This window comes from Streptomyces sp. NPDC002324 (assembly GCF_053593335.1).
The window spans coordinates 40,089-62,059 of record NZ_JBSFCF010000001.1 but is presented as its reverse complement, the minus strand read 5'-3'; the positions used below and the strand labels follow the sequence as shown (position 1 = coordinate 62,059).

The following is a 21,971-nucleotide window of genomic DNA, read 5'->3' as shown; positions in this document are numbered from 1 at the left end:
GGCTGCGGGGCTGCGGGGCTGCCCGGGTCGCGGTCCGGCCTCGTGCGGTGGCGGGGCGGGACACGCCGTCGGATGGGCTATCGCGGCTTTCTTGACGAAGCTGGTCATATCTTGCGGAATATGACGAAATGGCATATTGCCTTTGTGGCGAGCATCGTGGCGGTCATCGGGGCGGGGCTCGGGGCCGCCCCGTCGGCCGTCGCCGACCAGCACCGGACCCATGTGGTCTTCCCCGGCGAGTCGATCCAGGAGGCGGTGGACGCCGCCGCGGCGGGTGACACCGTCCTCGTGACCTCCGGCACGTACCGCGAGAGCGTCAGGGTGAGCACACACGGGATCACCCTGCGCGGCATGGGCCGCGGCACCGTCGTCGTACCGGCCGCGGCGAAGGCCGCCGGCGGCTGCGCCGACGGCAACGGCATCTGTGTGATCGGGACCAAGGACCGCAAGGTCGAGGACGTCACCGTCGCCGCCCTGACCGTGACCGGCTTCACCGGGTCCGGGGTGTTCGCCCAGGACACCGACCGGCTGACCGTACGGCACGTGACCGCCGAGAAGAACGGCGTGTGGGGCATCGCCCAGGAGCGCTCGGTACGCGGGGTGTTCCGCAAGAACACCGCCCGGGACAACGGCGACGCGGGCCTGTTCCTCGCGAACACCGTCAAGGCCGAGCAGGGCGCCACGGACAGCGGCGCGACCGTGGTCGCGCACAACCGCCTGGAGGGCAACCGGATCGGCCTCACCGTGCGGCGCCTGCGCAACCTCACGGTCGCGGACAACCACCTCACCGGCAACTGCGCGGGCGTCTTCGTCGTGGGCGACGAGAACATGCCGAGGGCCGGCGCGCTCACCGTGCGCGACAACCTCATCGAGCGGAACAACAAGTCCTGCCCGAAGACCGCGCGGCTGGACGCGCTGCAGGGCACCGGCATCGTGCTGACCGGGGCCGAGGACACCCTGGTGACCCGCAACCGCATCACGGAGAACGCCGGCGCCTCCCCGCTGTCGGGCGGCATCGTCGTCTGGAAGAGCTTCGTGGGCACCACCAGCGAGCGGAACCGGATCACCGACAACGTGCTGGAGGGCAACTCCCCGGCGGACATCGTCAACACGGACACCGCCGGCAAGGGCAACACCTTCACGGGCAACACCTGTCGGGCGTCCCGGCCCGCGGGACTGTGCTGACCGGCCCCGGTCGCTCATGAACTCGAAGAAGGAGGCTGTCGCATGACGACCGCTCAGACCAGACAGACCACCACCACGCCCGTCTCGCCGGCCAAGGCCCCGCACGCCGCGCAGGACGCCCCGGCGCCCCCGCCCCCCATGCGGTTCAGGGAGCTGGTGTTCGGCGCCGCCTGTGCCGCGGCCCTGCGCGCCGCCGCCCGGCTGGGGGTCGCCGACGCCCTCGGTGACACCCCGTCCTCCGCGGAGGACCTCGCGGCCGCGGTGAAGGCCGAACCGAAGCCGCTGCGGCGGCTGTTGCGGGCCCTGTCCTGCTACGGCGTCTTCACCGAACGGCCGGACGGGACGTTCGCGCACACCGACATGTCCCGGCTGCTGCGCGAGGACGACCCGCACAGCCTGCGCGCCATCGCCCTGTGGTGCACCGAGCCGTGGACCTGGGACGCCTGGCCGAAGCTCGACGAGGCGGTGCGCTCCGGCCACAACGTCGTCGAGGAGCTGTACGGCAAGGAGTTCTTCGTCTACCTCAACGAGGACGCCCCGGAGTCGGCCGACGTCTTCAACCGCGCCATGACGACCTCCAGCACGCAGTCCGCGCGGGACGTCGCCGAGTTCCTCGACCTGTCGGGGAGTTCGTCCGTCGCCGACATCGGCGGGGGACAGGGGCATGTGGTGGCGAGCCTGCTGGAGAAGCACCCGGCGCTGCACGGCACCCTGCTCGACCTGCCGCGCGTGGTGGAGAACGCCGACCCCCGGCTGCGGCCAGGCGGCGCGCTCGCGGAGCGGACGCGCGTCGTCCCCGGCGACTGCCGCGAGGCCGTCCCGGTCCGGGCCGACGTCTACGTCATCAAGAACATCCTGGAATGGGACGACGACAGCACGGTCCGGCTGCTGCGCAACGTCATCGGGGCGGGCGGCCCCGGCACACGCGTCGTGGTCATCGAGAACCTCGTCGACGACTCGCCCTCGATGCGGTTCAGCACCGCCATGGACCTGCTGCTGCTCCTCAACGTCGGCGGGGCCAAGCACACCACCGAGAGCATGACCCGCAGGCTGACGGACGCGGGGCTGGTGATCGACGACGTGCGCCCGGTCAACGCCTATCTGCACGCCTTCGACTGCCACGTGCCCGGATGACCGCACGGGCCGCCGGGCACGCGCGTCGCACGTGCCCGGCGGCCCGACGGCGGTTCAGGAGCGGCCGTCCCGCTCCCACCGGTAGAAGCGGTTCGCCATCGCGTCCTTCGGCGAACGCCAGGTGGCCGGGTCGTAGGCGGTGACGTACGACGACAGCCGTTCGCTGATGGCCTTGAACTCGGGGTGTCCGGCCATCTTGGTGATGACGGGCGTGGGGTCCCGCTCGGACTCGACGAGGTGGATGTAGATGTCGTCGAACTGGAAGAGGCTGCGCCGGGAGACCCCGATGAGGTGCGGCAGCTCACCCCGGTCGGACTCCTCGAAGATCTTGGCGATGTCCGGGGCCGACCCCGGGGCCATCCGGGCGACGATCAGGGACTGGTGCATACGGTGTTCTCCGTCCGGCTCGTTCAGTCGGCGCGCCGGGCGCGTGGGGCACGCCTGGCGCTCATGTGCGCGTGGCGCTCAGTCGGTCAGGCCCGGCGCGGCGCCCTGTTCGGCGGCGGCCTTCTCGATGCGGTCCCGGATCAGGGCCATCTGGACCTTGGAGTTGCGGTTGATGTTGTCCGTCATCCAGTCGTCGTCGACCGGCGCGTCGGGCTTCATCGCGAAGTCCTGCGTCCACGTCATCTTGGTGCCGGTGGGGACCTTCTCGTACTCCCACAGGATGTTCATGTAGGCGAACGGCCCGGTCTCGACGCGGCGGGCCTCCACGCTGAGCGTCTCGCGGTCCGTCTCCCGCTCCGAGACCCAGCTCCACACCTTGCCGTTCTCGTCCGGGTGCATGGTCAGCCGGAACGTCACCCGGTTCCCCTCCTGGGAGAGGATCTCGGCGGTGGCGTACTCGCTGAACAGCCGGGGCCAGTTCGCGACGTCGTTGGTCATGTCCCAGACCAGGTCGACCGGAGCGGCGATGGTGATCTCGTTCTGCGTGTGTCCGGTCATGTCAGGCACCCGCCATCAGCGCGGTGTTGACCTGGTCGAGGAACTGCTTGGGGCTGCGGCTCTTCTCCGCGTCCGGCGGCATCGGCGTGCCGTAGCGGTTCTCCAGCTCGCCCACGATGCCGAGCAGACCGAGCGAGTCGATGCCGATGACGTCGAAGCCGGACTCCAGGCGCCGCTGGAGCTCCTCCGGGGTGACGGTCACCCCGGCGGCCTTCTTCATCAGCTCGGACAGCTCTTCCACGGTGATGCGGTCACTCATGCGGTTCTCCTTGGTGCGTCGGTGGTGCGTGGTGAGGGGGTTGGCGCGGGGGTGCGGTGAGGGGTGGTCAGGAGGCGCCGCCGGGGCCGAGCCGCAGCACCAGTGCCGCGTTCGACCCCATGAGGCCCCGGCTGAGGACCAGGGCCGTGCGCGGCTCGGCGGCGCGGGCGGTGCCGGTGACGAGGTCGAGGTCGTGGCAGACGTCGAAGACGTTGGGGGTGGGCGGGATCACGCGGTGCTCCATCGCGAGCACGGCCGCCGCGAGGTCCAGCACGGCCGCCGCGCCGTTGCCCCGGCCGATCGCGGTCTTCGGCGCCGTGACGGGGACGCGGGTGCCGTGCGCGCCGAGGGCGTCCGTGATCGCCAGCGCCTCCGCACGGTCCGCCGCCGGTACGCCGAGGGCGTCGGCGAAGACCACGTCGATCTCCTCCGGGGCGCAGCCGGCCTCCTCCAGAGCGACCCGGACGGCCTCGGCGAGGCCCGCCCGGGACTCCTCCCAGCGGGAGGCGCCGGTGAAGGTGGCCGCGTGGCCCGCGAGGAGGGCCCGCACGGGCGCGCCCCGCTCCCGGGCCGTGTCCTCGGCCTCCACGACGAGCATCGCGCCGCCCTCGGCGGGGACGAACCCGCAGGCCGCGGCGGTGAACGGGCGGTAGGCGCGGGCCGGGTCGTCGACGGTGCTCAGCTCCTCGTAGCCGAGCTGGCAGACCACCGAGTAGGGGGCGAGCGGCGCCTCGGTCGCGCCGGCCACCATCACGTCCGTGCCGCGCCGCACGGCCCGTGCCGCGTGCGCCACGGCGTCCAGTCCGCCGGCCTCGTCGGAGGCGATGACCCCGCAGGGGCCCTTGAAGCCGCGGCGGATGGAGATCTGGCCGGTGCTCGCCGCGTAGAACCAGGCGATGGACTGGTACGGGCCCACGAAGCGGCTGCCCTTGGACCACAGCTGCTGCAGCTCCCGCTGCCCGAACTCGCCGCCGCCGGAGCCGGCCGCGGTGACCACGCCCACCGAGAACGGCGCGGCGTCGGTCTCGGGCCGGTCCAGGCGGGCGTCGTCGAGCGCCTGGTCGGCGGCGGCCATGGCGAAGTGCGTGAAGCGGTCGGTCTGGACGAGGTAGCGCTCCTCGACCGCCGACGGCGGGTCGAAGTTGCGGACCTCGCCGGCCACCCGCAGCGGCAGGTGCTCGCAGCCCTCGCGGGTGACCCGGTCCAGGACGCTGATGCCTTCCCTGGTGGACTTCCAGAACGTCTCGGTGCTCGTTCCGTTGGGCGCGACCACGCCGATTCCGGTGACGGCCGCGCGCCGAGGACGCCGTTCGCTCATCGTGTCTTCTCCCTCGGCAGGCTCATGACCACCGCGGACTGGAACCCGCCGAACCCGCTGCCCACGGAGAGCACGTTGGTCAGCTTCCGCTCACGGGCGACGCGCGGGACGTAGTCCAGGTCGCACTCGGGGTCCGGGGTCTGGTAGTTCGCGGTGGGCGGGACGACCTGGTGGGCCAGGGCCAGCGCACAGGCGACGACCTCGATCGCGCCGATCGCGCCGAGCGAGTGGCCCACCATGGACTTGATGGAACTCATGGGCGTGTCGTAGGCGTGCGCGCCGAGCGTCCGTTTGACGGCGGCCGTCTCGTGCCGGTCGTTCTGCTTGGTGCCCGAGCCGTGGGCGTTGACGTAGTCGACGGCCGTGCGGTCGATCCGGGCGTGGTCGAGGGCGTCCTCGATGGCCCGCGCCATCTCCAGGCCCTCGCTGGTCAGACCGGTCATGTGGTAGGCGTTGCCGAAGGTGGCGTAGCCCCCGATCTCGCAGTACACGTGCGCGCCGCGGGCCCGTGCGTGTTCCAGCTCCTCCAGGACGAGTACGGCGCCGCCCTCACCCATGACGAACCCGTTGCGGTCGGCGTCGAAGGGGCGCGAGGCGTGGGCCGGGTCGTCGTTGTCGGGGGAGGTGGCCTTGATCGCGTCGAAGCAGGCCATGGTGATCGGGGAGATCGGCGAGTCCGAGGCGCCGGCTATGCAGATGTCGGCCCGGCCCTCCTCGATGGTGTGGAAGGCGTACCCGACGGCGTCGAGCCCCGAGGTGCAGCCGGTGGAGACGGTCTGCACCGGCCCGCGCGCCTCGAAGCGCTCCGCGACCGTCGAGGCCAGGGTGCTCGGCGCGAACGCCCGGTGCAGATGCGGCCCGGCCTCCCGGTGGTCCACGTCCCAGCGCTGCCCGCCATGGCTGACCAGCACGTAGTCGTGCTCCAGCCGGGTGGTGCCGCCGACCGCGGTGCCGAGGGAGACCCCGACCCGCCAGGGGTTCTCCGCGGCGAGGTCGAGCCCGGAGTCCCGTACGGCCTCCTCACCGGCCACCAGGGCGAACTGGATGTACCGGTCGCACCGGGCGATCTGCCCGGCGTCCAGTCCGTGGGCCGCCGGGTCGAAGTCGCACTCGGCGGCGATCCGCGAACGCAGCCCGGACGGGTCGAAGAAGGTGATGCCACGTGTCGCCGTGCGACCGTCGGCCAGCAGGTCCCAGAACGCCGGGACACCGATGCCGCCCGGAGCGACGATGCCTATGCCGGTGACCGCCACGCGCCTGGTCATGAGCGGACCTGAGGCCGCTCGGCCCGTCCGGCGTGGGCCTCCACCGGGATCGGTACGCCGTTGGCGTCCTCGGTGTCGACGTGGCCGAGCGGCGGGCTCGGGGCCAGCGGGCCGAGGTGGAAGACCATGCGGGCCTCCACCTTGCCGACGTTGCGGAACCGGTGCCGCATGTGGGCGGGGATCAACAGCCCCTGCTCGGGCTGGAGTCGGTGGGGCTCGCCGTCGAGGTCCACCTCCAGCTCGCCGCAGATGACGTAGATGAACTCCTCGGAGTACGGGTGGTAGTGCTCGGCGATGCGGTCGCCGGGCGCCACGATGGCCACGCCCATGAAACCGCTGGTGGAGCCGACCGTGGAGGGGGTCAGCATGGCGCGCAGATCGCCGCCGCGCCGGGTGTTGGGCTCGACCTCGCTGACATCCACGATGCCGGGATGGCGATTGATCACGACGTTCCTCCGAACATGAGCTGCGTCGAACGGGGACGGGGGCGGGGGCGGGGCGTGCGGCGCGGCCGCACGGCCCCGGGTTCCGGGGGGATCAGGCGTCGGGCGCCCGGCGGTCGGTGACGAGTTCCATGCGGGCGACCGTGAGCAGGCGGGCGGGGGCGCCGTCCCTCGGCGTGCCGTCCGCGCCGAGGGCGCCGCCGTCCAGGAGCGCGGTCAGTTCTTTCGCGCGGGCGCGGTCGGTGAGACCGAGCACGGGGCCGGGATCGTTGTCGATGCCGCCGCGCACGTCGACCAGGCGCACCACGATGTCGTCGCGCTGGAAGATCGTGCTGCGCAGCACCGGCCCCTGCGGGTCGTCCGCCGCCGCCTCGTCCTGCCGGGCGAGCAGCTCGGCCAGCCGCAGACCGCAGCCCTCGCGGGCCGGGTAGTACAGCGCGTGCCGTACCGCGTCCGGGCTCTCCTGCCCGGCCGTCACATGGTGGACGGCGGGGAGAGCCGCGCGGGTGAAGAAGACCCGGGCGGAGTCGGGGTCGTCGAGGTCCCGGTCCTGCTCCAGATAGGGGTTGATGGCCTCCTCGACGGCCCGCACCTCGGGCTGCCGGGCGACGTGCCGCAGCGCGGCGAGCAGGTCGCCCCGGACCTCGACGGCCCGGACCACCCGGTTGCCGTGCATGAACAGGGACGTGCGGCACAGCCGGGTGGTGTCGTCGACCTTCGGCTCCGGCGCGGCGTAGTCGGCGAGGATCCGGGCGACCTTCTCCTCGCTGCCCGGCTTGACCGTGAAGGTGAGCGCGTGCCGGATCAGTCCGTCACCGATGCGCGGGGAGGTCTGCAGACGGCGCTCGCCGGTCTCGGCCGCCACGGCCGGCCCGCCGGTCTCGCGGACGATGTGGAAGCGCAGCGAGCGGGTGTCCCGGACGCAGTTGTGCAGCGGCTTCACCATGTCCACGTGTTCCTCGCTGTTCACCCAGGTGAGGAACGGCGGGGCGGACTCCCACTCACTGGTGATCAGCCACTGGGAGGGGTTCTCGATGGACTGGCACAGCTGGTCGCTGACATGTCCGGGCACCGAGGCGACCTGGTTGCACAGCTGCTCGTAGGCCTCCAGGAACTGCTGCTGGGCACCGTCGTAGACGTCCACGAGGAGGACGACACGGAGCCGGGAGCCGTCGAAGACGGACTGGGAGACCCGCTGCGACACCTGTCGCTTCAGCGTCTCCGTAAGACGTTCGGACGTGGTGGTCATCCTGCGCACATCTCCTCGGTGGGGGGCGGGGACGGACGTATGTCGGCCGGATCGGCGTGACGTCGGCGTGCCTCGATCCTGAGCCCGCCCCATCCGGCGCGCGACTCGTATGCACTGCGCGGGTGACCGCTGCGCCGCTCGGGTGAAGGGTGGTATGCCGCCCGGTGCCCGGCCGGGCCGCCGCCCCGCGCGGCTGGTCACGGCGGCTGGTCACGCGGCTGTCGGCGCCCGGCAGGGGGCGGGCCGCGCTCGCGGGCGGGTCCGCGCCGGCCCTCCCGCGGCGCACCGCGTAGGGGGATCGCCCCCGGGCTTCTCGTGGTCGTCGCCCAGGGCCCCTCGTCCCGCGGCCGACACGGCCGACACGGCCGACACGGCCGACACGGCCGACGCCTCGTCAGCCGGGGCGCGCACCGCGTGATGTGATTCGCCGTCAGCTCGGCGTGTGCCGGCCGCTCCGCAGAACCGTCACGCGGGTGAATCAGGCGGCCGGGCGCGCGAGTTCGGCGCGGAGCCGCGGCGGTGCACGGCGATGCACGACGGTGCGCACCGCACGCGATGGCGGGCACCGCATGACTCGGCCGGCCGGCCCGGGGTGTCCCGGGGCCGGCCGGCCGTGTGCGGTGGGGTCAGGCCGTCGCCAGCAGGGTGGTCAGGGCCTCACGCAGGGCGGACTCGGCGTCCGGGACCGCCCCCGTCGACCGCCACGCCACGAACCCGTCGGGCCGTACGAGTACGGCGCCCGCGGCCGTCGTCCCGTGTGCGGCCGCCCAGTCCGTGTCGCCCTCCGGGGTCAGCTCGGCGTCGGGCCCCGTGCCGAACCGGTACGAGGCCAGGGGGACGGACACGGCCTCGGCGAGGCGGAGCGCGGCCGCGTGCCAGTCGCCCGGTTCGCCGGCCGTGGCGTCCGCGTCGCTCAGCAGGACGAGGGAGCGTTCGTAGAGGTCCAGGGTGGAGATGCTCTCGCCCTCGTGCCGTACCGCCAGGTGGGGGGCCCGGCTGCCGGGTTCGCCGGTCAGGTCGAGGCGTTCGGGGACGACCGGCGCGGTGGGGTCGGTGCCGAGGACGGCGCCCTGCGGATAGCGGTAGCCGAGCGCCACGTTGAGGATGCCGCGCTGCGGGCCCCCGCCGCCGCCGACGCCGGGGGCCGGGGCGAAACCGGGGTGGCTGTGTTCGACCGACCGGGCGGCGGCGCGGGCACTGGTGGCCTCCGCGACCGGGCGGCGCTCGGCGTCGTACGAGGCCAGCAGCCCCTCGCCCGCCCAGCCGCCGAGGACCGCCGCGAGCTTCCAGGCGAGGTTGTGCGCGTCCTGGATCCCGGTGTTGGAGCCGAAGGCCCCGGTGGGGGACATCTCGTGGGCGGAGTCGCCGGCCAGGAAGACCCGCCCCGACCGGTAGCCGCGGGCGACGCGCTGGGCCGCGTGCCAGGGGGCCTTGCCGGTGATCCGGACGTCGAGGTCGGCGACCCCGACCGCGCGGCGGATGTGCTCGACGCACCGCTCCTCGGTGAACTCCTCCAGCGTTTCGCCGTGTTCGGGGTGCCAGGGCAGGTGGAAGACCCAGTTCTCCCGGTTGTCCACGGGCAGCAGCGCCCCGTCGGCGTCCGGGTTCGTCAGATAGCAGACGATGAAGCGGCGTTCGCCCACGACCTCGGCGAGGTCGCGTGAGCGGAAGGTGACGCTGACGTTGTGGAACAGGTCGCCGGGGCCGCTCTGGCCGATGCCGAGCTGTTCGCGGACGGGGCTGCGGGGGCCGTCGGCGGCGATGAGGTACTGCGCGCGGATCGTGGTGTGCTCGCCCGTCTCCCGGCTCTTGACGATCGCGGTGACACCGGAGGGGTCGCTGTCGAACGACATCATCTCGGTGGCGTACCGCAGATCGCCGCCGAGCCGCTCGGCGTGCTCGAACAGCACCGGCTCCAGGTCGTTCTGGCTGCACAGACACCAGGAGCTGGGGCTGAAACGGGCGAGTCCGCCGCCCGCGTCGATCTCCTTGAACAGCCACTCGCCCGCGTCCCCGACCAGGGTGGGCGTCTGCAGGATGCCGTGGTTGCCGGCCAGCGTGGCGGCGGCCCGCCGGATGCCGGACTCGACGCCGGCCGCCCGGAACACCTCCATCGTGCGGACGTTGTTGCCCCGGCCGCGGGGATGGATGGAGGTGCCCGCGTGCCGCTCCACCAGCGTGTGCGGCACCCCCAGCCGGCCCAGGAACACCGAGGCCGACAGGCCGACGAGAGACCCCCCGACGATCAGGACCGGGACCTCGTGGGTCGCGGCGCCGGTGGGATCGGTCCGCTCGGGGCTCTGTTTCTTCGCGTTCATCGCTCAACTCCAGCGCGTCGTGTCCGCCGACTCGGCCGGATGCGGCCGGGGCTTCATCCATGCCCCGCACCACCCACCGGAGCGCAGGCTTCACCCGCTTAGAGGGCAGGTCCCGCCGGCTCGGGTACTCGGGTGCGGACCGCTCGGGTACTCGGGTGCGGATGAGTACCCGTGCTCTGTCCGGCCGGAGGGCGCGGCGGCAGGCTGAGGTCATGAGCCAACGACTGCTGAGATCCGTCCCCGCACTGCTGCCGGCCCTGGTGACGGCGGTGGCCTCCCTGACGATGTGGGCCGTCTGGCTGGGCTGGGACCAGCGGCGCGACCTGCATCCCGACGGTTCCTCGACCGGCCCCTACGAGGCGTGGCAGGTGATCGGCCTGGTGCTGACGCTGCTGGTTCCGGTGGTCTGGGCGGCGTCCCGGGGGCACATCGCGAGCGCCGTCGTCGGTACCACGGCCGGTCTGACCGTGGCTTCCTTCTACGACTGGTCCGACGACGCCAGCGGCCTCTTCGTCATCGGCGTCATGATGGTGGCGCTGGGGGCCGCCGCCGCGACCACGGGCCTGTCCTTCCTGGCCGCGTCCATCTGGCGGCGGCCTCAGCCGACGGCACCGGTCACGTCGTAGGCCTCGGGGTCGAACCGCGCGAGCCGCCGGCGCATCCGGCCCGTGGACCAGGGCCAGCTGAAGCTGTTGACGCCGTTGTCGTCGAGGTAGTAGCTGGAGCAGCCGCCCGCGTCGTAGACGGTGGACGGCAGCGCCTGCCGCACCTCGGCGTTGAACGCGGCCTGCACCTCGGGCCGTACGTCCATGCTGGTCAGGCCCGCCGAGCGGAAGTGCCGCACCGCGCCCGTCACATAGTCGAGCTGGGCTTCGAGGACCGCGTACGCGGAGGAGTGGCCGGTGCCTAGATGCGGTCCGAGGAGGACGAAAGCGTTGGGGAAGCCGCTGACGGTGGTGCCGAGGTAGGCGTCCGGGCTGCCCTTCCAGTGGTCGTCGAGGCAGGCCCCGTCGGCGTCGAACACGCGACGGGCGATGGGCATGTCGAGGATGTGGAAGCCGGTGCCCAGGATGATCGTGTCGACGTCCGCGTGGCTGCCGTCGGCGCCGACGACTCGGCTGCCCTCGACGGCCCTGACGGCTGTGGCGTGCACGGTGACGTTGGGCCTGGTCAGCGACTGATAGTAGGTGTTGGAGAACAGCAGCCGTTTGCAGCCCAGCGTGTAGTCGGGGGTCAGCGCCCGCCGCAGCGCCGGGTCCTTGACGGTGGCCCGCAGATGGAGCGTGCCGACCTTCTGCACGGCCCGCAGGAGGGCCGGGTGGCGGAAGCCGACGCCGAGGGTCTCCAGCGCCGCGTACTCCGCCCGGCGCAGGGCCCGTTGGGCTCCGGGGAGGCTACGCAGCAGCCATCGTTCGGCGCGCGGCACCGGGTGGTCGGGCTTGGGCAGCACCCACTGGGCGGTCCGCTGGAACAGGTGCAGCCGGCCGGCGCCGGGCTGGACGGCGGGCACGAACTGCACCGCCGAGGCGCCGCTGCCGACGACGGCCACCCGGGCGCCGGTGAAGTCGTGGTCGTGGCGCCAGCGCGAGGAGTGGAAGACCTCGCCGGGGAAGTCGGCCAGGCCGGGCAGGTCGGGGAGCCGGGGTTCGTGCCAGGGCCCGGCGGCGGCTATCAGGAACCGGGCCGTGTAGCGGTCCCGGCCGGTCTCGACGTGCCAGCGGGCTTCCGCCCGGTTCCACCGCGCCCGGGTGACCTCGGTGCCGTAGCGGATGAGCGGGGTGATGCCGTACGCGTCCGCCGTGGCGCGGAGGTAGGCACGGATCTCGGGCTGGCCGGCGAAGGCGCGCGTCCACTCCGGGTTGGGTGCGAAGGAGTACGAGTACAGGGCGGAAGGCACGTCACAGGCGCAGCCCGGGTAGGTGTTGTCGCGCCAGGTGCCGCCCAGGTCGTCCGCCTTCTCGACGACGACCAGGTCACGCACTCCCGCCTCGCGCAGCCTGATGGCGGCGCCGATGCCGGAGAGACCACTGCCGATGACCAGAGCCTCGACGTGGTGGGTCTCGCGGGTGACGCTCCCGGCCGGGCTCGCGGGGGCTTCGGGGTTGGCGGGACGCTCGGGGCTGTCTGGGGTGTCGAGGCTGTCCGGACTGTTTGGGCTGTCTGGGCTGTCTGGGCTTTCTTCGGGCCGGGGCATCTCAGGCTCCTGTCCGGGCGTCGGTGATGTCGGCGGTGGCCTCGGCGGTGGCCTCGGCGGTGGTGGCGGTGTCGGAGGCCTCCACGGCCTCCACGGCCTCCACGGCCTCCACGGCCTCCACGGCCTCCACGGCCTCCACGGCCTCCACGGCCTCCACGGCCTCGCGGACGAGGGCGCGGGTGGTGCGCAGGGAGGTCTCCAGGACCGCCGGGCGGCGCCGGGGGTCCATGAAGTTGCCGCCCATCACCTCCAGGTCGGCGGCGGTGGGTTCGATGCGGACGACCCGGGTGCCCGCCGCCCGCAGCGCGGCGCACTCCGCGTCGAGCGTGCGGGTCATGACCCGGCGCAGCAGTGCCTCCGCCCGGCCGAGCCCCCGGCGCGGTCCGGGGAAGCGCGAACTCATCGGCGCGATGACGTACACCTCGTCGAGCCCGCTCGGGACCAGCAGGTCGGCGGAGGCGGTGGAGAGGATGCCGCCGTCGGCGTACCGCCGGCTCCCCACGCGTACGGGCGGGTACCAGCCCGGCACCGCCCAGGACGCCCGGAGCGCGTCCCGCAGGGCGACCGGCGCGGTGTCCGGGTGACCGAAGACGGTACGGCGGCCGGTGTCGAAGTCGGTGGCCACCAGCCAGGTCGCCGGATGCCGCACCCACTGTCCGGGAGGGGCCAGCGCGTCCGCGAGGGCCGCCAGCCGGCGGGCGTCGCCGCGGCCCTGGGGGAGCAGGCCGGAGAGCCCGGCCAGGACGGGAGCGGTGCGGCCCAGCGCGCGGCGGGCCAGCCGGGGCGATCCGGGGAAGGCCGCCGGCCGGGGCGGCAGCGCCCGGGGCGGGGCGGCGACGTGCCGGAGGAGTTCCGGACGGGCGTCCTCCCGGCCCAGCTGCGCGGCCAGCAGTTCGTCCACGCCGACACCGGCACCGAGCAGCGCCGCGATCTCGGCCCCGGCGGAGGTCCCCACCAGGACCTCGGCGTCGCGCGGGTCCCAGCCCGTGGCCCGTTGGAGCGAGTGCAGGGCGCCGGTGGTCCAGGCCGCGCCGAGTGTTCCTCCGCAGCCCAGGACCAGGCCCCGGGAGGGGGTCGTTCGGGAAGGGGTCGTGCGTGTGCTCGGCGCGGTCACTGAGGTCTCCGCCCATCCGGGATACCGACGAGATCCGGATACTAGCGGTATCCGGAAGCGGCGGACAGACCGTGGCGGAGTTAGGATCCGGGGGCTGGGAGAGTGCGGAACCGTGAGAGGTTCCCGAGTACACCGCGCCGGACGGGAGAGGGAGCGAGACATGGCCCGCCTCAGCCGCGTCGAGAGCCAGGAGCGCACGCGCGAGCGGCTCGTCGCCACCGCGCGGCAGCTGTTCCTCTCCCACGGCTACGCCGCCACCTCGCTCAGCGACGTCGCGGAGACGGCCGGCTACTCCAAGGGCGCCGTCTACTCCAACTTCCGCGGCAAGGGCCATCTGTGCCTCGCCGCCCTCGACGACATCCGGGCCGAACAGCTGGCACTGCTCACGGCCGCCGTCATGGGCGAGGCCGGCATCGACGAACGCCTGGCGGCCTTCGCCGGGTGGGCCGAGGCCCACATCGGCGACGAGGCCTGGACGACGCTGGAGGTCGAGTTCCTCACGAGCGCGCGCCATGACGCCGAGCTGCGACGGGAGATCACCGCGCGCGTCGGCGTGATCCGCGAGGCCCTCGCCCAGCTGATCGACGCGCTCGCCGAGGAGCTGGGCGTCACCGCGGCCATGCCCGCGGACCGGGCCGCGATGACCCTCCTCAGCCTGGGCATCGGCCTCGGCGTCCAGCGCGTCGCCGACCCGGCCGTCCCCACCGCCGTCCTGACCGAGACCCTGCGGCTCGTCCTGCGGATGGACGAGCCGCGCACCGCCGGGTGACCGGCACGGGCCCTCGTCGCGGCCGGGTGACGCGCGTGCCGTCAGGCCCGTGCGCGTGATTCCGCCGCGCGGCGGGCCAGCGAGTCGAAGACCACCGCGACGAGCAGCACCCCACCAGTGATCATGAACTGGACCGCCGGCTGAACCCCCAGCAGCGCCATGCCCGAGGCGATCGACTGGATGATGAGCACCCCCAGCAGCGCCGACCAGGACGAGCCGCGCCCGCCGAACAGGCTCGTGCCGCCGATGACGGCGGCGGCGACGGCGTTGATCAGCAGCATTCCGGAGCCCGGCACCTGGGTCGCCGAGGTGAGCCGTGAGGCCACGAACAGACCGCCGACCGCGGCCAGGGTCCCCGAGATCAGGAACACCGAGATCCGTACGCGCGCCACGTCGACGCCGGACCGCCGGGCCGCCTCCACACCGCTGCCCACCGCGAGGACCTGCCTGCCGTACACCGTGCGGCGCAGCAGGAGGTCCGAGGCGACGATGACGCCGAGGAAGATCACCAGCGCCAGGGGCAGCCCCTCGAACCGGTCCAGTACGGCGACGGCGGCGAACGAGACCACCGCGAGCAGGGCCGTACGCACCCAGATCTCGGCCCCCGCCCGGTACGGCATCCCGGCGGCGGCCCGGCGTCGGCGGTCGCGGAGGCGGAGGAGGAGGTACACGGCCGGGCCGAGCGCCGCCAGGCCGTAGGTGACGACGGGGGAGCCGAAGGACACGCTGGTCAGGTCGGCGACCAGCCCGTCGTCGCTGAAGCTGATGGAGCTCTCCGGCCCCAGCAGATAGAGCATCAGGCCGTTCCAGGCCAGCAGACCGGCGAGGGTGACGACGAACGCGGGCACGCCGATCCTGGTGAAGACGACCCCGTGCAGGGCCCCGGCCGCCGCGCCGCAGCCGACCGCGACGAGTACGGCGAGCCCTTCCGGCATGCCGTGGTTCACGTTCAGCGCCGCGAACATGGCGCCGGAGAGCCCGGCCAACGAGCCCACCGACAGGTCGAGTTCGCCGATCAGCAGCACGAAGACGACACCGACGGCGACCATGCCGGTGCCGACGATCTCCACGCTGAGGACGGACAGGTTGCGCGGCGAGAGGAAGTTCTCGTTGAGGCTCTGGAAGACGGTCCAGGTGACGGCGAGGGCGAGCAGGGCCGGCGCCGGACCCAGCCCACCCGCGTGCACTCTGCGGCGCACGGCATGCGCGTACGCGCGGGGGCGCTCGCCGAACCACCGGCGCCCGCCCTCCCGCGGACTCCCCGTCTTCCCGCCGTCGCCCCGTCCGCTGCCGTCGCCCCGCCCGCTCCCCCTCACGGCCATGTCTCCTCCGGGTCGGTGGGGCGATGCTCGGCGGTGTTGTCCACCGCGCCGGTGATGGAGGAGATGATCTGCTCCTGGGAGGTCGTGCTCACGTTGAACAGACCGTTGTTGCGGCCGAGGCGCAGGACGGCGATCCGGTCGGCGACGGCCTTGATGTCCCCCATGTTGTGGCTGATGAGGAGTACCCCGGTGCCCCGGTCGCGCAGTTCCTCGATGAGGTCGAGGAGCTGGTTGGTCTGTTCGAGGCCCAGGGAGGCGGTGGGCTCGTCGAGCAGGAGCAGCCGGGGCGCGCTGACGAACGAGCGGGTGATCGCGACGACCTGGCGCTGCCCGCCGGACAGCGTCGCGAGCGGCACCCGCACGTCGGGGATGCGGATGGAGAGGGTGCGCAGCAGCTCGCGGGTGCGGCGCTCCATCTCCACCTCGTCGAGGACGCCGAACCGGCGGATCTCCCGGCCGAGGAAGAGGTTGCCGACGACGTCGAGGTTGCCGCACATCGCGAGGTCCTGGTAGACGGCCGCGATCCCGAGGAGCTGGGCGTCCTGGGGGCGCCGGATCTGGACGGCCGCGCCCTCCCACTCGATGACGCCCCGGTCGGGGGGACCGACCCCCGAGATCACCTTGACCAGGGTGGACTTCCCGGCTGCGTTGTCGCCGACCAGAGCGACCACCTCCCCGGCCCTGATCTCCAGCTCGACGTCCACCAGCGCCTGGACGGCGGCGAAGCGCTTGGACACACCGCGCAGGGCCAGCAAGGGCTGAACCACCGGGCCACCTCCTGGATGAGGTTCACGGGCTGAGTCCGGCCTTGTCGCAGGCGGGCCGGAGCTTCGGGGTGCAGATCTGGTCGATGGTGTACATACCGTCCTTGACCAGAGTGTCCTCGATGTTGCCGGCCGTCACCGGGACCGACGGGAGCAGGACCGCCGGGATGTCCTGGTCGGTGGGGCTGTCGACGGTTCCGGTGGCGATGGAGTCGACGCTCTCGTCGCGCCCCAGGGCGACCGCCATCTCGGCGGCGGCGTCGGCCGCCGGCTTGAACGGTTTGTAGACGGTCATGTACTGCTCGCCCTTGACGATGCGCTGCGCGGCCGCGAGATCCGCGTCCTGGCCGGTGACCGGCGGTGGCGGGCTCACGCCACTGGCGCCGAAGGCGGAGATCACGGCGCCGGCGAGGCTGTCGTTGGCGGCCAGGACGCCGTCGATGTTGTTCGCGCCCAGGGCGGAGATGGCGCCGCTCATGTTGACGTACGCGTTCTCCGGACGCCATCCGACGGTGTCGTACGACTTTCCGATCTTCACCTTGCCCTCCAGGACGGAGAGCGCGCCGCGCTTGTACCAGCCGGCGTTGGGGTCGGTGGTGGCGCCGTTCATCATGACGATCTGGCCGCCGTCCGCCCGCGGGCCCATGGCCTTGAGGAGGGCCTCGCCCTGGAGCCTGCCGACGACCTCCCCGTCGAAGGTGACATAGCCGGAGATGGGTCCCTGGGCGAGCCGGTCGTAGGCGACGACCGGGATACCGGCCCGGTCCGCGGCCTCGACCGAGGAGCGCAGCGCCTTGGGGTCGACGGCGGCGACGATCAGCACGTCCACACCCCGGGTGATCATGGCGTCGAGCTGTTGCCGCTGGACCGCCGGTTCGGCCGTGGCGGCGACGGTCGCCGCCGGGCAGTCCGGGCACAGCTCCTTCAGCTTCTTCTCGATCAGGGGCCGGTCGAACTGTCCGAACCGGGAGGCTCCGCCGCCCGGGAGCAGTACGCCGACCTGGAGGTCGTCACCCCCGCTCCCGCCGCCCCCGCCGCTTCCGTCTGCGCCACACGCCCCGGTCAGGAGCAGGCCGACGGCGACCACGGCCGCCGCTCCCGCCCGGCTGAGGGACCTTCGCTTCACGGCCGACCGACCGACACCGAGACCCATTTTATGTTCCTTAGGGAATTTGCCCGATCTTACCCCGTTATGGATAGCTCTCATCCAGCGTAGTCAAGCGGCCGGTGCGGTCCAGCGCGATCCGGTGGGGTGCGGTCCAGGGGGGCGTGCGGTCCGGTGCAGTCCAGGGGGTCCGTGCGGTCCGGTGCGGTCCAGGGAGTCCCGGCCGGAGGTCCACTGGGGGCTGGCGCGGACTGCCGTGGTGCGCGAGGGCATGACGTGAACGCCTCGAACAACTGGAACTTCAGCGCGGCCGCCGTGTGCCTCCAGGAGCTGGCCGTGGTCCCGGTGGGTGGCGCCGGGGTGAGCGACACGGTCAACCACTGCGCGTCCCCTGGGGCCCCTGTCGCCAGGCCCTCACCAAGCCCTCGCCAGGCCCTCGCCAGGCCCTCGCCCGGCCCTCGCCCGGCCCGTGCCGCCCCGGACGCCGTAACTGACCCCTCCGAAGGCCTGGACCAATCCCCCGCCGTGTTCCTGCTGCTGCCCCTGGCGCCCGCGCTGGCGCACGCCCCGGCGGTCGCGACGGCGCAGGAACCCGCTCCCGGGTCCGCCGCTCCGCCGTCCGCCGCCGTGACCGCGGCGGACGACTGGACGGCACCGCTCAGCACACGGGGCCACTGGATCGTCGACGCCGACGGCGACCGTGGCCCCTCGTCGGATGCGGCTGGGCCCTGCTCCACTGGGACGCGGCGGGCAACTGCATGGGCCTGTACGACGGTGACGACTGGCGAGCGGCCGCGTGGACCCGGCTCGTCGGGGCCGAGGGCCGCACCGGCCGCGTGGCCCCGGTGACCGACTGGCCGATGCCTCAGCCCCGACCACGGCGACTTCGTCGCGTCGCGCCGGATGCGCGCCCTGCCCGACTGGGACCCCGGCGCCCGCAAGGCGGCCTGCCCCGACGGCCGGCGCCTCGTCGGCCTGAGCCACACCGGCAACCGGGGCCTGTGCTCGAACGTGTCCGGCGGGCCCGTGTGGGACCCGGCCGCCGGGCACAGGGTGGTCGTCGACGAGCGGTACGTCACGCCGGGCCGCGACTGGGCGTCCGGATACACCAAACTCCAGTGCCCCGAGGGCCACTTCCTCACCGGCTACAGCGTCCGGGGGGCCGCCGTCTCCGCCGCGCTGTGCGTACCCGCGCAGCCCGGTTCGCTAGCCGGCACGAGCGGCCGCACCGTCTGGTTCGACCGCGGCGACAACCGGGGCGACACCCCCAGGGGCGGTGACTTCGCGCAGGGTCACCACAAGGGGCAGTGCGCCGACCACGAGTACGCCGCCGGGATCGCCTACACGGGCCGCGTGGGCTCGTCGCGCACCCCCGACGCGCTCTACTGCCGCCCGAAAAGCTGACCCTTTCCCGACCCGCCCGACCCGCCCGACCCGCTCAGACCGGCCCGGACCCGCTCCGAACGGACCCGCTCCGACCCGCCCGGACCCGCTCCGAACGGACCCGCTCCGACCCGCCCGGACCCGCTCCGAACGAGCCCGTTGAACCCGCCCGGCCCTCATCCGATCCGACCCGCTCAGCCCCGCTTCGCTCCGGTATGCGGCCTTCCGCTTCCCGTGTACATCCAAGGCCCTGTCGCGTGCGTCTTACGAGACAAGTCCGCTGCTCAAACGGGAAGTTGCCCGCCACCGGAGGATCCGATGCAACGACGCCTCGTCATCTCGGCCATCACCACAGCCCTGTGCGGCACCACACTGGTCGGTACCGCCACATCCGCCTCGGCCGCACCCCAGGCCGTCGACTGCCGCAAGGTCAAGTGCGTCGCCCTCACCTTCGACGACGGGCCGGTCACCGACACCCAGCGGCTGCTGCGCCTGCTGAGCGAGCGGGACGTCAGAGCGACCTTCTACGCCGTCGGTACGAACGTCCAGCGAAACCCGTCGACGATGAACGCCGCGGCGCTCGCGGGCCACCAGATAGGCAACCACAGCTGGGACCACGCCGATCTGACCAGACTCAGCGCCGCCAAGATCAAGTCGCAGCTCTTCCGTACGGATACGGCGATCAAGCAGGCGACCGGCAAGAAGCCCACCACGTTCCGCGCCCCCTACGGCGCCCACAACGCGGCGGTCCGCTCGGCCGCCGGACGGCCGCTGGTCCACTGGAGCGTGGACACCCTCGACTGGAAGTACCGCGACTCGGCCCGGCTCATCAAGTACGTCAACGCGCAGACCAAGCCCGGTGACATCGTCCTCATGCACGACATCCACCGGACGACGGTCGACGCGGTGCCCGGCATCATCAAGGCCCTCAAGGCCCGCGACTTCCACTTCGTGACCGTCGACCAGCTCTTCGCCCCGGCCAAGCTGCCCAGCGGCAAGGTCACGTACCACAACCGCGCCGCCTATCGGCCGTGACCTTCAGCCGGAACCGGACACCGAGCCGGGCACCGAACCGGACACCTCGCCGTCGAGCGCCTCGTGCCCCGCACGGCGGCGGTACTCGGCGTTGATGCGCTGCGCTTCCTCCAGTTGGTCCTCGAGGATGACGATGCGGCAGGCGGCCTCGATCGGGGTGCCCCGGTCGACGAGTTCGCGGGCGCGCGCGGCGATCCGCAGCTGGTAGCGCGAGTAGCGGCGGTGTCCGCCCTCCGAGCGCAGCGGAGTGATCAGCCGGGCCTCACCGAGGGCGCGGAGGAATGCCGGGGTGGAGCCGAGCATCTCGGCGGCCCGCCCCATCGTGTACGCGGGGTAGTCGTCGTCGTCCAGACGACCACTGAGGGGGTTATCTGCTGTCATGTCACCTCGTAGTGCAACGCGTCGAGGGGCCCTGGTGCCGTACGGCACCAGGGCCCCGAAGGAAATTCAACACCATCTGTCGGCTCTCGTGCTGTGCCGACCTTCTGTATCCGCTACCAGCCCTGACGAAGGGGGGTGCGGGGATCGCGGCTGCTTGACCGGAGACCACCTTCCCATCCGGGGTCTTGCGGTACCCGGGCCGAGTGCCTCTCGGGCCGGGCGATCCTGATGGCGTTCTCCTCCGTTCTTGCTCGTGTACTGCGACCTCGCCGGTCCGTGGCCGGTAGGTCGCCAGACCGTCTCAACGAGTAGAAGGCTAACCGTGTCGGAGGCCAATGTCTACTGTGGCGAAGATAGATTTCAGTCGTCTGGAGGCATAGATAGCCTGCTACCAGGGGTGATGGGCGGCATGCGATCCGTTATGGCGGCGACTGGCGGCCGAAGCGGGCCGCTGCCTGCCGGCGTGGACTGGGGTGGACCCGGGGGTGTGGGCCGGGTCGGCCGCGATCGGCGAATTCGACGGGGGGAAGCGAAAGCGGCGCCGTGTCCTGCGCGAGGGAATCGTCTGAGCGGATCGGATGCGACATGCGCCGAACGCGTGATCGCGCGACCGTGATCCGCTCTCGGCCGTGGAAGGAAGTTCCTGGCGGGGCGGAAACGCAACGAGCTGGGGCCCGCACCTCAAGGTGCGGGCCCCAGCTACTGAGAATATGTGCCGCGAGCGTCAGGCGGTGACGATGTTCTCGGCCGTCGGGCCCTTCTGGCCCTGCGCGATGTCGAACGACACCTTCTGGCCTTCCTGCAGCTCACGGAAGCCCTGGGCGGCGATGTTCGAGTAGTGGGCGAAGACGTCGGGGCCGCCGCCGTCCTGCTCGATGAAGCCGAAGCCCTTTTCCGCGTTGAACCACTTCACGGTGCCAGTAGCCATGTCATTTCTCCTTCGGAGACGAGGTACGGAATTCGCCGTGTGCGGATTCCGCGTCGCCGTGCTGATCAACCCGTCAGGAAATGAACCTTCTGGCAACCACACCTGCAACTGGCATCGACATTAGCACGCCACGATCCGGCCTGAATGATCCAAAATTCCGTTCCGGTCAGGGGTCGAGGAATACTCGTCGCACGCCCCGTCTATTTCTTACTTCGCGGATACAGATATTCCTCCGTGCCGCGCTGTGGTCCCGCGCTAATCGGCCCGCCCGGCGGTCCAGGTGATCAGCGGGGGCTCGACCCGGGCGCACAGGGGGCCGCCCTGGGGGTCGGTCAGACCGAGGCGTCCCACCAGCAGCCCGCCGTGTGCGGCGGCGGCGAGCACCTCGGCGGGGATCACGTCGAGCATGAGCTTGGCGCGGCGGAACATCGTGAAGGTGCCCGAGCCGTCGACCGTGCCCCACGACAGGTAGACGAAGCGCCGGCCCAGCCGGTCCTGCACATAGGGCCCCTTGATCTTGGTGCCGTCCGCCGAGGTGCTCGCGGTGCACTCCAGGGTCCAGGTCGCGGACGGGGCGTCGCCGGGCTGCGGGTCGAGGAGTTCGGCCGGACGGTCGCGGCGCTGCACGGCGACGTGGAGGTTGTCGTACGCCGGGATTCTGCCGTCGGCGGAGGCGGGGCGGGTGCGGCCGGGAAGGTCGACGGCGTCGATGCGGATGTGCATGACCCCCATCATCCCGCCGCCGGTGTCGACGCCGACTCCACACGGCGCTCGGCGCAAGGGAGGGGGTGGTACCGAACTCTTCCAACTGGCCCAGCGTGCACGGCGCGTCGACACGACCCCGGCCTCGCCGCGTATGA

At 72.4% G+C, this 21,971-nt stretch carries 21 protein-coding genes and 1 pseudogene; 6 read left to right on the top strand and 16 right to left on the bottom strand.

Going from position 1 to position 21,971, the window contains the following annotated elements:
• The first annotated feature begins 120 nt into the window (after nucleotides 1-120).
• Together ACWCRJ_RS00305 and ACWCRJ_RS00300 are read left to right on the top strand one after the other, a co-directional pair.
• Nucleotides 121-1,185 carry a right-handed parallel beta-helix repeat-containing protein gene (locus tag ACWCRJ_RS00305; protein ID WP_450937142.1) on the top strand — a complete coding sequence of 355 codons (1,065 nt, stop codon included), beginning with the start codon at nucleotides 121-123 and terminating at the stop codon, nucleotides 1,183-1,185.
• A gap of 42 nt (nucleotides 1,186-1,227) precedes the next feature.
• Nucleotides 1,228-2,319: a methyltransferase gene (locus ACWCRJ_RS00300; RefSeq protein ID WP_450937141.1), complete on the top strand. Its 1,092-nt coding sequence runs from the start codon at nucleotides 1,228-1,230 to the stop codon at nucleotides 2,317-2,319.
• A 54-nt stretch (nucleotides 2,320-2,373) separates the two neighbouring features.
• On the opposite strand, the gene ACWCRJ_RS00295 is transcribed toward ACWCRJ_RS00300, so the two are convergent.
• The 8 genes from ACWCRJ_RS00295 to ACWCRJ_RS00260 all read right to left on the bottom strand — a co-directional run bounded on the left by ACWCRJ_RS00295 (nucleotide 2,374) and on the right by ACWCRJ_RS00260 (nucleotide 10,116).
• Nucleotides 2,374-2,706 carry a TcmI family type II polyketide cyclase gene (locus ACWCRJ_RS00295; protein WP_450937140.1) on the bottom strand — a complete coding sequence of 111 codons (333 nt, stop codon included), beginning with the start codon at nucleotides 2,704-2,706 and terminating at the stop codon, nucleotides 2,374-2,376.
• A 78-nt stretch (nucleotides 2,707-2,784) separates the two neighbouring features.
• On the bottom strand, nucleotides 2,785-3,264 hold the full coding sequence (locus ACWCRJ_RS00290; protein ID WP_450937139.1) for an SRPBCC family protein: 480 nt from the start codon (nucleotides 3,262-3,264) through the stop codon (nucleotides 2,785-2,787).
• 1 nt (nucleotide 3,265) lies between these two features.
• Complete coding sequence (locus ACWCRJ_RS00285) at nucleotides 3,266-3,523, bottom strand: acyl carrier protein (protein WP_059083437.1); 258 nt, start codon at nucleotides 3,521-3,523, stop codon at nucleotides 3,266-3,268.
• Between the two features lie 67 nt (nucleotides 3,524-3,590).
• Nucleotides 3,591-4,841 carry a beta-ketoacyl synthase N-terminal-like domain-containing protein gene (locus ACWCRJ_RS00280; RefSeq protein WP_450937138.1) on the bottom strand — a complete coding sequence of 417 codons (1,251 nt, stop codon included), beginning with the start codon at nucleotides 4,839-4,841 and terminating at the stop codon, nucleotides 3,591-3,593.
• Complete coding sequence (locus tag ACWCRJ_RS00275) at nucleotides 4,838-6,106, bottom strand: beta-ketoacyl-[acyl-carrier-protein] synthase family protein (protein ID WP_450937137.1); 1,269 nt, start codon at nucleotides 6,104-6,106, stop codon at nucleotides 4,838-4,840. The genes ACWCRJ_RS00280 and ACWCRJ_RS00275 overlap by 4 nt, the downstream gene beginning before the upstream one ends.
• The gene (locus tag ACWCRJ_RS00270; RefSeq protein WP_450937136.1) at nucleotides 6,103-6,552 is read right to left on the bottom strand and encodes a cupin domain-containing protein; all 450 of its coding nucleotides are present in this window, start codon (nucleotides 6,550-6,552) and stop codon (nucleotides 6,103-6,105) included. The genes ACWCRJ_RS00275 and ACWCRJ_RS00270 overlap by 4 nt, the downstream gene beginning before the upstream one ends.
• A 91-nt stretch (nucleotides 6,553-6,643) precedes the next feature.
• The gene (locus ACWCRJ_RS00265) at nucleotides 6,644-7,798 is read right to left on the bottom strand and encodes a SchA/CurD-like domain-containing protein (protein ID WP_450937135.1); all 1,155 of its coding nucleotides are present in this window, start codon (nucleotides 7,796-7,798) and stop codon (nucleotides 6,644-6,646) included.
• Between the two features lie 626 nt (nucleotides 7,799-8,424).
• On the bottom strand, nucleotides 8,425-10,116 hold the full coding sequence (locus ACWCRJ_RS00260; protein WP_450937134.1) for an FAD-dependent oxidoreductase: 1,692 nt from the start codon (nucleotides 10,114-10,116) through the stop codon (nucleotides 8,425-8,427).
• A gap of 212 nt (nucleotides 10,117-10,328) precedes the next feature.
• Here ACWCRJ_RS00260 and ACWCRJ_RS00255 point away from each other — a divergent pair, with 212 nt between their 5' ends.
• Nucleotides 10,329-10,742: a hypothetical protein gene (locus ACWCRJ_RS00255; protein ID WP_450937133.1), complete on the top strand. Its 414-nt coding sequence runs from the start codon at nucleotides 10,329-10,331 to the stop codon at nucleotides 10,740-10,742.
• Here the strand turns inward: ACWCRJ_RS00255 and ACWCRJ_RS00250 are convergent.
• Complete coding sequence (locus tag ACWCRJ_RS00250; protein WP_450937132.1) at nucleotides 10,715-12,310, bottom strand: NAD(P)-binding domain-containing protein; 1,596 nt, start codon at nucleotides 12,308-12,310, stop codon at nucleotides 10,715-10,717. The two genes, ACWCRJ_RS00255 and ACWCRJ_RS00250, sit on opposite strands and share 28 nt — an antisense overlap.
• Nucleotide 12,311: 1 nt before the next feature.
• Nucleotides 12,312-13,424 (bottom strand): patatin-like phospholipase family protein, encoded by a 1,113-nt coding sequence (locus tag ACWCRJ_RS00245; RefSeq protein ID WP_450937131.1) that lies wholly within the window; start codon nucleotides 13,422-13,424, stop codon nucleotides 12,312-12,314.
• Between the two features lie 160 nt (nucleotides 13,425-13,584).
• On the opposite strand from ACWCRJ_RS00245, the gene ACWCRJ_RS00240 reads away from it, so the two are divergent.
• Nucleotides 13,585-14,193, top strand: coding sequence for a TetR/AcrR family transcriptional regulator (locus tag ACWCRJ_RS00240; protein WP_450937130.1), 609 nt, complete (start codon nucleotides 13,585-13,587; stop codon nucleotides 14,191-14,193).
• A 41-nt stretch (nucleotides 14,194-14,234) separates the two neighbouring features.
• Here the strand turns inward: ACWCRJ_RS00240 and ACWCRJ_RS00235 are convergent, their stop codons facing one another.
• From ACWCRJ_RS00235 to ACWCRJ_RS00225, 3 genes are read right to left on the bottom strand one after another with little or no spacing between them, the layout of a single operon-like run.
• Nucleotides 14,235-15,515, bottom strand: a complete 1,281-nt coding sequence (locus ACWCRJ_RS00235) for a sugar ABC transporter permease (RefSeq protein ID WP_450937129.1) — start codon at nucleotides 15,513-15,515, stop codon at nucleotides 14,235-14,237.
• Nucleotides 15,506-16,282 carry an ATP-binding cassette domain-containing protein gene (locus ACWCRJ_RS00230; RefSeq protein ID WP_450937128.1) on the bottom strand — a complete coding sequence of 259 codons (777 nt, stop codon included), beginning with the start codon at nucleotides 16,280-16,282 and terminating at the stop codon, nucleotides 15,506-15,508. The genes ACWCRJ_RS00235 and ACWCRJ_RS00230 overlap by 10 nt, the downstream gene beginning before the upstream one ends.
• A gap of 22 nt (nucleotides 16,283-16,304) precedes the next feature.
• Nucleotides 16,305-17,432 carry a sugar ABC transporter substrate-binding protein gene (locus ACWCRJ_RS00225; RefSeq protein ID WP_450937127.1) on the bottom strand — a complete coding sequence of 376 codons (1,128 nt, stop codon included), beginning with the start codon at nucleotides 17,430-17,432 and terminating at the stop codon, nucleotides 16,305-16,307.
• A gap of 653 nt (nucleotides 17,433-18,085) precedes the next feature.
• On the opposite strand from ACWCRJ_RS00225, the pseudogene ACWCRJ_RS00220 reads away from it, so the two are divergent.
• Nucleotides 18,086-18,788: pseudogene (locus ACWCRJ_RS00220) on the top strand (glycoside hydrolase); the annotation flags it as partial.
• Between the two features lie 297 nt (nucleotides 18,789-19,085).
• Entirely contained in the window at nucleotides 19,086-19,802 is a 717-nt protein-coding gene (locus ACWCRJ_RS00215; RefSeq protein ID WP_450937126.1) for a polysaccharide deacetylase family protein, read from the top strand.
• A gap of 3 nt (nucleotides 19,803-19,805) precedes the next feature.
• Here the strand turns inward: ACWCRJ_RS00215 and ACWCRJ_RS00210 are convergent, their stop codons facing one another.
• From ACWCRJ_RS00210 to ACWCRJ_RS00200, 3 genes are all read right to left on the bottom strand, one after another.
• Entirely contained in the window at nucleotides 19,806-20,183 is a 378-nt protein-coding gene (locus ACWCRJ_RS00210; RefSeq protein WP_005483412.1) for a helix-turn-helix domain-containing protein, read from the bottom strand.
• 724 nt (nucleotides 20,184-20,907) lie between these two features.
• On the bottom strand, nucleotides 20,908-21,111 hold the full coding sequence (locus ACWCRJ_RS00205; protein WP_020113641.1) for a cold-shock protein: 204 nt from the start codon (nucleotides 21,109-21,111) through the stop codon (nucleotides 20,908-20,910).
• 255 nt (nucleotides 21,112-21,366) lie between these two features.
• Nucleotides 21,367-21,834, bottom strand: a complete 468-nt coding sequence (locus ACWCRJ_RS00200; protein WP_450937125.1) for a DUF5990 family protein — start codon at nucleotides 21,832-21,834, stop codon at nucleotides 21,367-21,369.
• Between the last annotated feature and the right edge of the window lie 137 nt (nucleotides 21,835-21,971).